We start from the raw sequence: 14305 nt of genomic DNA, 5'->3' as shown, positions 1-14305 counted from the left end.
TTTTTTTAAAATTTGGCATGGCGACCAGTAGCAAATGTGCCTGAGCCATTTGACTACGGCGCTCTTGCCAACGTGCGAGCGGCATCTTTTGCGTAGTAAAGAACTTGTCCGATTGCGGCGTCCTTGCCAGCGATGACACTCATAATTAATGTATCGGTGCCAATACGCACTTGAAGGATGATGAGTAGGCCAAATTCGGCCTCGACAATTAAATTCTTGCACTCCCCTAAGCGACTTTCTTCACCAGCCAACGCGCCAAGCGCAGCCAGCGAACTTGCCATTGCCGAGAGTCGTTTTATTTGGGCTGTGTTTTCAGTGCGCGAAGCCACTTCAAACCCATCTTCGGTTGAGATCAGGACTGCTTTGACGCTGCTGGCTTGATTCATAATAAAATCAACGGCCAACGCAGCATCTCTAATTAATTGCGGATTATTTTTCATAGTTTGCTCTATCCAACTTGCTTTCTAACTGCATCATTAATAACTCTAATAGCTCGGCAACTTGGATAGGGTCCCTGACGTCAGCGGCTAAAACAGGACATATCACTCCGTGTTTTTCTAAACGTTGTGCAAAACAATCAATGGTTGGATTGGGGTGCGTATCCATTCGGCATATCACGACAACACAGGCGGTATCGGCGATTAGACGTTTAAAACCGTTCAGATACGTATCCAAATCCGTTAGCGGATCACTTGACTGGTTATCAATGAGAATAATTAGTCCAAGAGCACCACGCGACAAAATCTCCCACATAAAATCAAACCGAGTCTGACCGGGCGTGCCATATAAGCGCAGCGTGTCGCCATTGGCCAACGTCATTTCGCCGTAATCCAATCCTACGGTAGTCGTATTTTTTTTCACCGTACAATCGTAGTTGGTGACATCCGTACTCAATGCAGTTATCTCGCTAACTGCGCTAATCGCCGTTGTTTTCCCCGCCCCTGTGGTTCCTGTAAAAAGTATGTTGTGTTTCATTATTTATGGGCATCGCTATTAACGAAGCGAGATAGGTTTTGACGAATCAAAGAAAATAATTTGAATTGCGACGATGCATGAATCGCTTGTTCTTGGACATTCAAACTGTGGGTCGGATATTCCAACTTGGCCTCTTCTTTCAATAAGCCTTTAGCGTGCATATCCTCGATAAAACGGCGACATAAATCTATTGGGATTCCAGAACGACTATGCAGCTCGAATATCGAGCTCGCCTGCTTAGTCATTAAGCTCGCCAGACGCACTCGCTCCGGACTTCGTTGAAGAATTTCAGAAGGCGGCCAGCGCACCATTCGAAAGACTGAATGCATGCCAGCGCGATCTGGGTCGGCGTTAGTTTTCCTTTTTACGATCAGTTGACCGATGCGATTTAACACCGTCTCAATTTCATCGGACTTTAGCGGCAAGCTCAAAAAATTTTCGCCCTGTTTAGTCTCGGATAACATGACGGTGTGCGCGAACTCAGCTGACATCTGTTGAATCGTATCGACGTCTATTTCGTCACCGCAAATAAACAAATCGACTGCACCATCTAGTTGGCGCCACTTATGTTGCAAGCGAAATTCTAAAACTCTGACGTACGATTCAAAGAGCGCTGACTGTCGTGACGGAACATCGCCGAAACGAAAATTAAAGGTATGCTTTTCAGCCATAAAACACATTCTGGTGGGGTTAAATTTATAAGAACAGAGTCAGCGCAGCGCATCGTCATTTATTTCGCTAGCGGTTTGTTTGGTGGTCAGCCCTATGCTACGAATCTGCTTTCGTTTGGTTTCCGCACGAAGTGATTTAAGCAATAGCCATAGTTGTACACTGGCGTGAGGCGAAAACCGTTATCAATGTGGAGGTGTAATTTTTTGCGGATTTGCGAAATATGCGCGTCCATCGTTCTGGATAAACCACCAACGTCACGGAACCATACGGTTTCCCATATATAACCGCGCGAGAGCGCACGCCCTAAATTGCGAAATAGCAGCAGGGCCAGGTCAAATTCTTTTTGAGTTAGCTCGATGAATTCACCGGTGATTGTTAAGGTTGCCGACCCTGTTTCAAAGACGTATTTTCCGAATTCAAAATAATCAGCCGTATGTTGATTCGGGTAGGCCCTGCGCAACTGCGTTTGCGCGCGTGCGATTAGATCGCCGCGGCGTATTGGCTTAATCATGTAATCATTGGCACCAGCCGCCAATCCAGCGACGATATCGTCTTCTCCGCACCGATTGGTCATAAACAAAATGGGAAAGCTCGAAGGTAGTTTGTCTCTCACCGATAATATAAATTGAGCGCCAACTAATTCAGGAAACTGCCAATCGAGTATTAGCATTTCATACTTGTCGTCCAACAGGCTTTGTAGCGCAGTTTCTCCATTCGTAAACTGTTCCACTTTATGTCCTGCTGAATACAAGAAAGTGCTGAGCAATTTTAATAAATTGGTGTCATTAACAACGAGCGCAATTCTCATTTTGATTACCTAAGGATTTTTAATTTATAAAAGTGGGCGAACCAATGAGGCTGATAAAAATCAGGCGCGATGTGTTGATGGTGAACACAACCGATTCAAAGATCACCCATAGCTCGCACGAAAAAGCTGTTTAATTTTCATCGTTTGTAAAAATAGCATCAGCCAGATTTCAACGAATTAAACATCAGCCTCGCAAGCATTAAATCAAATCCTATTTAGCTTTCATACGTGACATATGTCGCGTTATTTTTAGCGCAGCGTGCGCAGCACATTGCAATCACCACGCGCCAAGGCCGCATCTATGTGGAGTTCTGCGTCCCGTTTTCATCGAGGAAAAACTGCTTAGTCGGCTCGACATTTGTCGCAAATAGTTAAGGACCGCGCGACAACACACCTATTTTTTTCGCCAAATTTTTAACTCGGAAAGTTAATAAAAATCGGCAGTAAATGGAGAATTGCATTTAGCTTGGCCAGTGCTCCATACAGCAAGCTTTTATTCACGCGGACTTGTGAGCAGGCTAAACAAATACAAAACTTATCGCGCCGTTTTTTAGTTTGAAGTGTTGGCTGGCAGCGCTTGATTTAGTGAAAGCAGCATCGTGAGTGCTATCAAATCAGCGACCTACTTTTTTTGAAATTCCAGAAAATTGGACGTGGTAAAAAATTGAGACGCGCTTTATTTACATCGATCTAAATTCGGATCGAAGCGCACACAAGATGATTTTCTTTGAGGATGTCCCGAACTGGGAATTGAACCTTAAAACGTGGGTACATGTTTTTAGCGACAGTAGATGCTGACAAATCTAAAAACGGCGAAGCGGTTTTGCTAGTTCGGCTCGTTAAATCAAACCGCAAACACAAAGAAAGTTTTTTTAATTGCTGACGAAATAAAGCCAGAAAAAATTGATGCGAGTGCAGCGAGTTTGATCCACTAATAAAACTCATAAGGTGTTCTTCGCACAACTCTTTTGGCTTAAGCGACGGACAAAGTTTCCATCATTGCTATCAGCAAGTGCATCACCGATATTGAAACTGAAATAGCTGTTAATTAACTTTGTCCGCCACCTCACACAAATAGGATTGGGTATTAACAATATGCGGTTTAACCATGTGGCGCTGAGACAACAACAGGCGAGCGCGTCGGGACAAACGTGCCTCAAATTAACAGTAAATATTTACTAATCTTCGGACAAAAATCGGCATGCGCCACAAGCGTTTCATTGCTAAAAGCACAGCCATTTTTAAGTTTAAACATGCGCGAACAGAGCGTTAAGTTTTTCGGCCACGATAGCAAATTCAAGGTGTTCAACACAAAACGACTTGCTTTTGGTTGGCGCTCTAGCTTTTTTTTAAATTCGATTTAAAAAGAACAAATTGCCAATATCCGGACTTTTGTCCCGCTCATTTTCTAATCGCCAACTCACAATAAATTATTTTCAAACGATAATAATATTGCCGCATGGCATTATAAAATAGAAGTGATCCTCCAATTCCACTAGAACAAAATGCTAATACCACTCATCGCATTCATTGCGCTTTTAATTCAGGTAACTCCTGCGGCGAGCCAAGAAACCCAGACGATTACCGTTCTGACAAATAAAAATATTGATGGGTCAGACAGAATGATGCCATTTAATAAAGAGACCACTGAGTTTTTTCAATATCTTGAAAAGGAAACCAACGTCCGTTTTGAATTCAAACGCCATCCATGGAGGCAAGCGCTATTTTTAGCCAAAAATGGACATGGTTTTTTGTACGGTGCATCGATCACCAAAAAACGATTGCTCTACTTTAAATTCAGTCACCCAATTTATTTTGATTATGTGTGGATCGTCAAACGATGCGACACCAAGGTTGACTACGACAAGCCGGAAGACCTAGCGGGAAAAACAATCGGAGTCAAGCGCGAAGCTTCGTATGGCGAGGAGCTAGATAGCGTATTAAATGATCGCGTCACACTCGCTTATGAGATGAACGACTTCGCAATAAGCCTGAAGGATCTGCTTAAAAAGCGGGAAGACGGGCACTTGGTTTACAGTGAATCAAAAGCTGACGCATTAATGGATATGCTCAACCATCAATATGCCGACTTGGCCAGTTTAGAAACTGGCTCCATGAGAACAAAGCCCTTCTGCGTCGTACCTAAGCCCGCAACAGTTATATCCAATCATTTCGCGGTCGCACCAGGCTACAACGACGCCTATCTAGAGAAAATTAATGCTGCGCTCATAAAGGCCAAAGCGTCCGGCGAACTCGCTCGCATATTCTTAAAGTCATCGCCACGATAGCGAACTGGGCAATCGGCGATTAGCCCATGCGGCAAGCGATTACTTTGACGAACAAGTTACCATCACCGAAATCGAGTGACAATCAACGCTAACTTGAATCGCCACTCAAATTGTTACTGCTAATGCGCGACCTTACTTATGTTTGACTTTCTCACTTGGCACTCACGACAGTTAATTTTTGCATCCCTTATTTTTGGGGGTTCGAGTATTTTCACTCCAACCCTCGCTCAGAACTCGATTCCAGTGTATGTCGGAGAGGTGTTAGATATTCATGGGCGGCCCGCTGAAGTGAGTCGAGATATCAACGAATTTGTGCGCTATTTGGAATCCGAAACAGGCCTGTCTCTAAAGATTGTGGTGCTGCCGTGGAACCGCGCAAAAGAATACGCAAAAAATGGTCAGGGATTCTTATTTGGTTTTTCAAAATCTCCTGAACGCATCATCGATTACGATTTTTCTGAGCCTTTTTGGGTAGAGAAAATTTGGCTAATCAGCGCGGGTAAGAAACAAGTTAAGGTCCACAGCCCGAAAGACTTGTTAGGGCAAATAATCGGAGTAGAGCGCGGAGCAAGCTATGGTTTTGAATTTGAAGCAGCGAAAGCAACGATCTTCAAAGTAGATGATGACACCTTGTCGATGGAACGACGATTTCAGAAATTATTTTCAGGGCGGAATAATGGAATGCTCTGGATCGGACGTCGCCTAGATTCTGAGTTTGATTCCGGCGCCGAATTGAAAGCCTACCTCATCAAAAACCTGTTCCCAACCTTCAGTGATCAGCACATCGCTGCGCAAGAATTTACTGTAGCCTACACGCCTATTTTTTTTGACACGATTCATTTTGCCTGTGCTAAAGGTAAATACCAAGGCGAAATGACTAAAATAAGCAAGGCGATTGAACATGGAAAACGTAGCGGTAGAATTAAATTAATTTTCACTAATTCGAAAGCCAACTTAAACTAATAGCAAAGCGGCGTTGATCAATTTTCTCTTTCTGGGTTATTGGACTGGACTCATTTACTCGCCGTCACACGTTTTAATTTTCCATTTTGTTTTCCCGAAATAATCGCCTTGTTGATACGTTGAAGCGGGCTTTGGTCAAGACCTTTTCTCTGAGCAATGTGCACGGAAACCGACACCACTGGATTGTCCAGCACGCAAAAAGTAGGGCTCGCCGCGCTGATTTTTGCCTCCACCGGCAAATACCGTTGATTTAATTCACGCGCAAGTTCTGATGATGTCGAGTTTGCGGTTTTCAAATAAATTAATGCATCAGCCCGACCATTGTAGAGTTTGATAAATCGCGCCTCGGTAACGTCGGTATCATCGTCAATTTTAAAGAGTCTGTTAGCTTGCCCATCAAATTCCTCGCCCGCGCTTACTCCCCGCACAACGCCTATTGTTTTACCTTTAAGATCGTCTAGCGTTTTAAACGGGAAAATCTTGTCGCAACGCGTAACCAACCACACATTGTCCTCAGAAAGTGCCTCAGAAAAATCAAAATATTGAAGTCGCTCATTCGTTTTAGAAATACCAATAATGATCCCTTCGCCCGCCATCGTTCAGGTCAGTGCACGCTTCCAAGGCTCTCTTACTAAGTCGAATTTAAAACCAAGTTCCTGTTCTAGATAACGAATAACGCCAATGGTCTCCGGCAACAAAGGTTCGATAGTTGAATCTGTTTTAACACTGCTGGAAAAAAACAAGTTAACGCGAGCGGAATCTGGGCGAGGTTGCAAAGTAGATTTGAAATCCTGTTGAGCAAACACTACATTGAATGTAAAAAATACCAATAGCAAAACACCTGCATAAAGAGATTTAAGCTTCATTTTATATTTATTGAATTATAACAATGACCAAATAAATAAGAATCCGATCAGGCCGAAATAAATGCCTTCTGAATAGCGGACTAAAAATGAATTGGTCGAGAATAAAGCACTATATTCTAACAAGGTAGACTTCACCACCAAGAGGATCGAATTTGAAATTTAACCAGCGCGAACAACATAAATCGGTCGAATTAATACGAGTCTTTCGCCACGTTTTGGAGAGAAATCATGTCTAGCAACGGAATGGTTTAATTGACTGATACGACATTAGCTACTTTTATCACCCATGGATATTACAGCGCGGCATTACTATAAAATACGGGACGGCCTTAAATCGCAGTCAACTATTATGTTCACTTCTGTCATCACACTACTCGCCTTAGTTATTCTGACTAGTCCAGCGCTGGGCCAAGAAACTCAGACGATCACTATTCTCACCAACAGGAATCTTGATTCAACGGATAAAGTGATTCCGTTCAATAAAGAGACGACAGAATTTTTTCAGTATCTTGAAAAAGAAACAAATGTGCATTTCGAATTCAAGCGCTATCCCTGGAAGCAGGCACTCTTTTTAGCAAAAAATGGTCACGGCTTTTTATACGGTGCTTCGATCACAAAAAAACGAGCCCTCAGTTTTAAATTTAGCGAACCAATTTATTATGACTATGTATGGATAGTCAAACGATGCGATACCAAATTCGTCTTCGATAAACTGGAAGATCTAACAGGGAAAACGATAGGAGTAATGCGAGACGCTTCGTATGGCGAAGAGCTGGATAAGATATTAAATGACCGCGTGATACTAGCCTATGAGTTTCATGACTTCGAATCAAGCCTGCAAGAATTGCTGAAAAAACGTGAAGACGGACATTTAATTTATAGCCAAATGAAAACCGCTGATGCGGCGCTAGACTCGCGAATTCGTCAATACGGGCGCTTGGCAAATCTAGAAACCGGCTCGATGAAAACAAACCCGTTCTGCATCGTTCCCAAGCCGGCAGCGGTGATCTCTAATCACTTCGCAGTCGCTCCTGGATACAACGACGCTTACTTAAATCGTCTCAATTCTGCGCTAGTAAAAGCAAGAGCATCAGGCGAGCTAAATCATTTATTTGTCAACCCGGCGACAAAATAGCGGGACTGATTAAGAACGACCGCCTACGGAAAAAATCGATTCAATACGCTCAGCAGGTTTAGCGATAGTAGGACTAGTAAGCCGTTTAAAGCCCCTGAATGCGACCTAAAAACCTCCCACCAAATCAATTAACTTAGCAATCGGCTTTAAGAACAAACACATCCATCGCTGCAAACACCTACGCCCAAAAAGCACCATACGCCTCTGCGTGCGCGCAATTTTCCATACTTTGTTCCACGCTCTTCACCATCTCCCCTTCCCCAAAAAAGTCCTTTTTAAGCAACCCGACAAATGTCGCATTGTTCTAAAAAAACAGTCGTGAAATACTGCGCTCGACGTTAAAGCGATGTAGCTCGTTGCTGCTATTTGAGCAAATCTTAATCGTTAATTCGTGTAATTCAATGTGCCAATTTTAAAAAAAAATCTTTCGCACACGCTTTATGCATTAGTAGCTCAAATCATTTTTAGAGAAAAACGCTTCCCACTGACAAACGGTTATTTCAAAGCCAAACCACGCGAACACAACTAGTAATTTTTAGTATCAGCACGCAAGCAAACTAAGTAATGAGCATGCTTTGAGCACATGGCAGAAATAGGGAATTAGGGAAATCCAACTAAGCACGGACAGCGCATTAATTTAAAAGTGATCAAGGTTTTCAAAAAGCTTCGCCAAATTTTCTCCCGAATACAATGATTCCGAAACTCCACTTCCTCATCGTCGATGATTTGCCTAGCATGCGCGGCATCATCGTCAGAACGTTAAGAGAGCTTGATTACACGAAATTCTCGGAAGCAGAAGATGGGAAAAAGGCTTTGCAGCTTTTGCGATCAACGGGCTTACAAGCTCCAATTGATTTTGTAATTACCGATTGGGACATGCCAAATACCAATGGGCTATCGCTGATAAAAACCATCCGGTCCGACAAGAAATTTAATCATCTCCCCGTACTCATCATTGCTGCCGAGGCCAAGAAAGAAAATATCATCGCCGCCATGAATGCGGGCGCCGATGGATTTATTGTGAAGCCATTTGCGGCGGTGACGTTAGATACAAAAATCGACGCAATTTTAGTGAAACGGGAGCCACTACTCAGCGAAAAGCAACCCAACTCCGAAACCCAACATATGGCGTCATATTCGCCTTAGCTTAATCATCTACCCAAATAGCCTCACAAAATTCAAAAAGCGACCTCGGTAAAAAAGAGTCATTCCGATGCATGCCCCGTCCTATTGCTGCTCCATCCAGACGAATACACTTCAACGAAAACCATCTCACTAGATTCGGCCTTGCGCCAGCCGATTCGCCCCGCTCTCTTTTTTGTAGTAAGCCAACATCAAATTGCCCAAGGTCATAGGTTTGAAAAAACCAAAACATGACTTTTGTCCAGTTGCGAGTCCCTGAGTAGAAGATCAATATCGTTACACAATGTAACCAATTGCGGATCGATCAAAAACGAGAGAAACATCCTCAGGTCCGAAACTGCCTCTTTAGGAAATACGCTTTCACATAACGATCATCGTTTTGGCACAGAATTTAATGTAGTTTGAAAATTTGGATCCGGTAGGGTGAATGGTATCCGATCAAAAATGCGACCAATGATTTATACCGTTTTTAAAAAATAAATATGTTCGCTCTGTTATCTCTATTACGTCGCAATCTCTGGCGACAATTCCGCGTCTATCGCAGACCAATTGCTGGTCGCCTCCCCATGTTGAAATCAATAATATTTGCACGGAGATTAAATCACGGGAGTATTCAATGATTGACTTCGACGACCCAAGCTGCGAGAGCCTGAAATTCCATTTACCCAATTCTGATCTGACCTTTACGGAACTGAGGCAATTCGAATTGCGACAGATGAGCGCTTAACACAACCCAGCTAGGGCGAAGAAATTTACACGTCCAGCGACACTTTTTGATCGATAGACAATAAAAGATTTAGGTCGGCAAATTCAGCATTTTTTTAGTCGCGACCAAGTTTAATCATCGCAATGGATGCCAGTCATAAGTCCATTTCGATTGCATAAGAATTGTAGATAATTAAAAAGGAAGATGATGCAACAGCCCACTCATGTCAGTTACCTTTTCGATCCATTCTGCGAATGGTGTTACGGCGCATCAGCGACACTGAAGCGAATACAGAACCTAGAAAATATTACTCTTGAACTCTGTCCATCTGGACTGTATGCCGAAACCGGGAAGCATCCTGTCGATCGTCATTTTGCGACCTATTCGTGGCACAACTGCAAGCGCATTGAACAATTGACTGGGCGCGTATTTAGTGAGAAATACCGGCATATTCTTGAAAATTCAGAAAGCCCATTTGATTCGAGTCAAGCAATTTTGGCCCTAACAGCAGTCAACATTTGCGAGCCAAAAAGAGCCCTTGAAGCACTGATAAACATCCAAGAAGCGCGATTCATTCATGGGCTTGATGTGACCAAGAAAAAGGTTTTAGTAGAGATAATGAGGGAGTATCGATTCACCGACGCGATACGGCGCTTTGTTGACGAGGACAATGAGCTGTTAATCCTCAATGCATCAACCACCATCGTGACCCAGAATCGTATGCGTAATCTGTTAATCCAAGGCGCTCCACATCTTGTCGTCACGCGAGGACATCATCAACGGGTTATTAATGGTTCCTACCTTTATTTAAATACCCGTGAATTATTCGATTATCTGAAATACGATTAGGCAGCAACCATTTAAAGAAAATTGAGTTAGCTCAGCAACGCTAACGGTGTCATCCGTCGGAATTCGGTGATTGTTCTATTTACGCAAATAAGGCCAGCTAAGCTTCATGCTGTTGGCTGCCAATGTTCAGCGCACTGGCGCACCGCAAAGGATTTCAACTAAGCGATCCGATTGTTAATCGTCAAATCGTGGAATTTTTATCCTACGCTTGGACACCTCAATAATTAGCTCCGAACGTCTGGCCACTTTGAAAGCGGCAAATAGTTTCGGCACATAATGTTTGCGTATCGTGCCTTCTTCTACTTTTAATTTACGCGCAATCGATTTATTAGGAAGACCCTGACAAATATAATAAAGAACTTGCAGACTTCGTCCCGAAACCAAGGGAGAATCATCGTTAGAAATGGGTTCGCTATAATTTTCCTTGGCTACTTTGCTGGGACTTTGCAGAAAATCTAACGGCAAAAAAATGCGATCACTCAGCACCGTATCGATCGCTTGGCGAAACACATCGTTGCCGTCCATGCTCTTCGGGATGAAGCCACAAGCACCAGAATTAATGGAATCGAGAACAACTTCCTTCTCTGAATTGCCAGACAACATAATCGCACGCACATTGATCTCATTGCTTGAGATGAAAGCGAGTACATCGATGCCTGTTTTATCGGCCTTCAAATCGACGTCTAGAAAAGCATATTGGATCGACTCCTTGCTCAGAAAATCGGTGGCTTGACTAAAATTGGACGCCTCTAATATCTTCGCTTTTGGCTCTGCCATCAGAATTAGCTCGCGCATGCCTGCTCGAACTAAGGCTTGATCTTCAAGCAAAAGAATATGCGGCCCTTGGTCTGAATTCATAATTCCCCCAAATCATCTACGCTAGTTAATCGATGAATTTCATTTATTAAGACTTCTGCTGAAACAGGCTTTTGAAGCAAGATGGTCTGTCCAAGAGCAGCGGACAGACTAACTTCCTTCGGATTGCCAGTAACGACAATCGTCGGTATCGTATGCTCAAACTCGCTACGAATAATGTCGATTGCTTTGTACGCCGTAAATCCATTGGGTAAGTAATAATTGACCAATAGAATATCTGGTCTCCTAAGAATATTGGGCAATTCCGCGTGCAATTCTTCGATGGAACCTACTGCTTGGCACAAAATCCCGAAGGCTTGAAATAGTGCCTCGGTAGAATTTCTCACCAACATATCATTCTCGACATACAAAACAAAAAGTCCGGCGACTTCGGTTTTTATTTCTGTGATATGACTTTGATTAACCAAATTACCAAATGGCGCGTCTTGCTCATCGGCGCGCGGAACATCAACATAAAACCTAGTTCCGGCACCAACGACTGACTTAAAGAACAGCTTATGATTCGGTAATAAATTAATGATGGCGTTGACAATTGATAACCCCAACCCCATTCCCATTTCATCGCCAAATCCGGGCTTCTCATGATGGATTTGAAAAAAAGGTTTGAATATATTTTCCTGTTCCGAATGAGGAATACCGATACCGTTATCAACCACATATATTCTGCAAACATCTTTACGCGCTACCAAACCGATAATCACTTTGGGACAATGCGCTTTTTGCACATCGCTGTACTTAATTGCGTTGGACAATAGATTGGCAATTACTCTTCGCAATAAAACTGGATCACTATCAACGAAATAGGAATTCGCTGGGTTTTGTCGAACAACTAATCGCACACCTTTTGCTTCCGCTGTGGCGCTTGCCGAGAGAACGAGCTCTTCAATGATGTCTTTTAGATTAAACACCGAGCACTCTGCTTCGATCAAGCCGGACTCTAACCTGGACAACTCCAATATCGATCCAAAGGTTGTTCGCATTACCTGAGTGGCGTCCTGCGCCAAATCAATTAGCTCTCGGCTCTTAGGATAATTTTTGTTCGAAATGGCGCTTCTTGTAGCGGCTAAAAAATTAGTGATTGCCTGCAACGGCTGCTTTAAATCGTGCACCGCATCGGCAATGAACTTTGATTTATTAAAATTTTGCTGGCGAATTTCTTGAGTCCTGTTCGCCACCATCCGCTCTAACTCATCGCGTTGACAAATTACTTTTCCGATTTGGTAGCGGTAAAACGAAAACAGTGACAGCGCAGCAGCAATAACCATCAACCACTGTACCCACCATATTTTCCAAAACGGCGGAAAAATTTCGATTACCAAGGTCGTTTCGTTTGCGCTCCACACTTCGTTTTTATTTGCAGCTTTGACTCTGAATGTATAAACACCCGGATTAAGATTGGTGTACGTCACGAAGCGGCGATCAGCATTGGTTGAAATCCAGCCTTGGTCAAAGCCATCCAAGCGGTACATGTATTTATTGGCTACGGGGTCGGCAAAATGTAGCGCGGCGAACTCAATTGAAAATGAATTAAAGTCGTTCGGAATCTGTATGTGCCGTACCTCTTGGATGGCATGATCTAACTCCACGCCTTGATAATTGCCTTTCCTGCGTATTGAGCGATTTAGTATTTGGAAATCTGTGATGACGACATTAGGCGAATAGGAGTTTCCAAAAACGCTGCCGGGCTTGAAATAAACCATTCCCTGGGCGCCACCAAAATACATTGTTCCGTTGATGTCCTTGTAACAGGAGTTGAAGTAGAACTCTGCTTTGGGCTGGCTATTTTGGATCATGAATTTTTTAAACTCGAACTGATTTGGATCGAATTTAAGTATTTCATTATCTGTGCTCAGCCACAGATTTCCATCGCTTCCCTCCAAGACGCAATCCACTAGGGACTCTGTCGGAAAAAAACGGAATTTAATGTCATTGTCTTGATTGACAAAGGCAACGCTCAGTCCAGATTCACTCCCAATCCAAAGTCTTTTCTGTGAATCTTCGTACAACGATGTAATTGCGCCCGAGCCTATGCTGTCCTTGTCGTTGGGCGAATTTTTAAAGATGACAAACTTATTGGTAGCCGGATTAAACATCTCCAAACCAGAGTCGGCACCGATCCAAATTCGATGTTGGCTATCTTCAAGAAGTGGTTCAACGGCATCGTCGGGAATGCTGGCAGGATTACTAGAATCATGCAAAAACGCTTCTGTTGTGTCTGACTTCGGGTCTAAGCGGTACAACCCGTTGTGGGTGCCAATCCACAATAATTGCCGATGATCGACCATCAATGAAAAGACATTGGTGTATTTACTGAAGCTGGCAAATTTATTTTTAGTGACGTACTTGCCCTGCTTGGTGTCAAATACCAAGATCCCCTGATTGCTGGCAACCCAAAGAGAAGTCGGATCTTTGCGCACGATAAAATACACCGATTCGCGGTCGTCCAAAGTCGGCGACTTACCGCTCACCAGAATAGATTTGGTGACATTGTTTTGTATGTCGATAACGCTCAGACCACCCATCGTTCCAGCATAGATGTTTCCTGCCGCATCTCCTGAAATTGTCTGAATTCGCTCATTGGTCAACGAGGCACCAAAATTTTGAGAAGACATCACGCTAGAAAAGCCGCCGCCGGCAAGATCAATATAGCCCGCACCTTTGTCCCAAGTACCGACCCATAATGTTCCGGTGCGATCTTGAAATAAGGATTGCACCGTGTCGTCAGACATGTTCTTCAGACTTCGGGTGTCATCCCGTAAATATTGGAATTTACCTCTGGCACTATCCCAAAATAGTAAGCCGTTTCTCTGCGTTCCAATCCAAATATTGCCCTCCATATCTTGGAGCAGTGATTCCACGGTATCGGGTTTAAATTCCTGGCTTTCCCCAAATGTTTTGATTCATCAGACTTTCCTGTGGGTCGCTGAAGTCGGATAAAGGTCAAGCCCGCCACAATGGAAATATACGGCGATCTTGAAATTGTCCCGATTTCGGAATCCACAGGCGCGTTTTTGTACAGTTGCT

At 43.4% G+C, this 14305-nt stretch carries 14 protein-coding genes; 5 read left to right on the top strand and 9 right to left on the bottom strand.

What is annotated here, in order from left to right:
* Nucleotides 1-53: 53 nt before the first annotated feature.
* The 4 genes from E2I14_RS13270 to E2I14_RS13255 form a co-directional block, all read right to left on the bottom strand.
* Entirely contained in the window at nucleotides 54-440 is a 387-nt protein-coding gene (locus E2I14_RS13270) for a roadblock/LC7 domain-containing protein (protein ID WP_133329319.1), read from the bottom strand.
* Nucleotides 430-861: a GTP-binding protein gene (locus E2I14_RS13265; protein ID WP_227544735.1), complete on the bottom strand. Its 432-nt coding sequence runs from the start codon at nucleotides 859-861 to the stop codon at nucleotides 430-432. The genes E2I14_RS13270 and E2I14_RS13265 overlap by 11 nt, the downstream gene beginning before the upstream one ends.
* Nucleotides 862-974: 113 nt before the next feature.
* Nucleotides 975-1550 (bottom strand): hypothetical protein, encoded by a 576-nt coding sequence (locus E2I14_RS13260; protein WP_133329315.1) that lies wholly within the window; start codon nucleotides 1548-1550, stop codon nucleotides 975-977.
* A 188-nt stretch (nucleotides 1551-1738) separates the two neighbouring features.
* The gene (locus tag E2I14_RS13255) at nucleotides 1739-2455 is read right to left on the bottom strand and encodes a response regulator transcription factor (protein WP_133329313.1); all 717 of its coding nucleotides are present in this window, start codon (nucleotides 2453-2455) and stop codon (nucleotides 1739-1741) included.
* Between the two features lie 1505 nt (nucleotides 2456-3960).
* Between E2I14_RS13255 and E2I14_RS13250 the strand changes: the two genes are divergently transcribed.
* On the top strand, nucleotides 3961-4743 hold the full coding sequence (locus tag E2I14_RS13250; protein WP_133329311.1) for a substrate-binding periplasmic protein: 783 nt from the start codon (nucleotides 3961-3963) through the stop codon (nucleotides 4741-4743).
* A gap of 138 nt (nucleotides 4744-4881) precedes the next feature.
* Nucleotides 4882-5706 (top strand): substrate-binding periplasmic protein, encoded by an 825-nt coding sequence (locus E2I14_RS13245; protein WP_133329309.1) that lies wholly within the window; start codon nucleotides 4882-4884, stop codon nucleotides 5704-5706.
* A gap of 50 nt (nucleotides 5707-5756) precedes the next feature.
* On the opposite strand, the gene E2I14_RS13240 is transcribed toward E2I14_RS13245, so the two are convergent.
* Nucleotides 5757-6302 carry a substrate-binding periplasmic protein gene (locus E2I14_RS13240; protein ID WP_133329307.1) on the bottom strand — a complete coding sequence of 182 codons (546 nt, stop codon included), beginning with the start codon at nucleotides 6300-6302 and terminating at the stop codon, nucleotides 5757-5759.
* A 3-nt stretch (nucleotides 6303-6305) separates the two neighbouring features.
* On the bottom strand, nucleotides 6306-6572 hold the full coding sequence (locus tag E2I14_RS13235; protein ID WP_133329305.1) for a hypothetical protein: 267 nt from the start codon (nucleotides 6570-6572) through the stop codon (nucleotides 6306-6308).
* A gap of 349 nt (nucleotides 6573-6921) precedes the next feature.
* Between E2I14_RS13235 and E2I14_RS13230 the strand changes: the two genes are divergently transcribed.
* From E2I14_RS13230 to E2I14_RS13220, 3 genes are all read left to right on the top strand, one after another.
* Nucleotides 6922-7707 carry a substrate-binding periplasmic protein gene (locus tag E2I14_RS13230; protein WP_165967832.1) on the top strand — a complete coding sequence of 262 codons (786 nt, stop codon included), beginning with the start codon at nucleotides 6922-6924 and terminating at the stop codon, nucleotides 7705-7707.
* Between the two features lie 690 nt (nucleotides 7708-8397).
* Complete coding sequence (locus tag E2I14_RS13225; RefSeq protein WP_133329301.1) at nucleotides 8398-8853, top strand: response regulator; 456 nt, start codon at nucleotides 8398-8400, stop codon at nucleotides 8851-8853.
* Nucleotides 8854-9760: 907 nt separating this feature from the next.
* Nucleotides 9761-10405, top strand: coding sequence for a DsbA family protein (locus E2I14_RS13220; RefSeq protein ID WP_165967831.1), 645 nt, complete (start codon nucleotides 9761-9763; stop codon nucleotides 10403-10405).
* A 174-nt stretch (nucleotides 10406-10579) separates the two neighbouring features.
* Here the strand turns inward: E2I14_RS13220 and E2I14_RS13215 are convergent, their stop codons facing one another.
* The 3 genes from E2I14_RS13215 to E2I14_RS19495 form a co-directional block, all read right to left on the bottom strand.
* Nucleotides 10580-11263, bottom strand: a complete 684-nt coding sequence (locus tag E2I14_RS13215) for a response regulator (protein ID WP_133329297.1) — start codon at nucleotides 11261-11263, stop codon at nucleotides 10580-10582.
* Nucleotides 11260-14130, bottom strand: a complete 2871-nt coding sequence (locus E2I14_RS13210; protein ID WP_406675713.1) for a two-component regulator propeller domain-containing protein — start codon at nucleotides 14128-14130, stop codon at nucleotides 11260-11262. Before E2I14_RS13210 ends, E2I14_RS13215 begins: the two co-directional genes overlap by 4 nt.
* Nucleotides 14016-14305: hypothetical protein (locus tag E2I14_RS19495; protein WP_206105643.1), on the bottom strand; the 290-nt coding region annotated here is incomplete at its 5' end. The genes E2I14_RS13210 and E2I14_RS19495, both read right to left, overlap by 115 nt.

Source organism: Sapientia aquatica, from assembly GCF_004358105.1.
Taxonomy (GTDB): Bacteria; Pseudomonadota; Gammaproteobacteria; order Burkholderiales; family Burkholderiaceae_D; genus Solimicrobium; species Solimicrobium aquaticum.
This window is presented reverse-complemented; position numbering and strand designations above follow the sequence as displayed.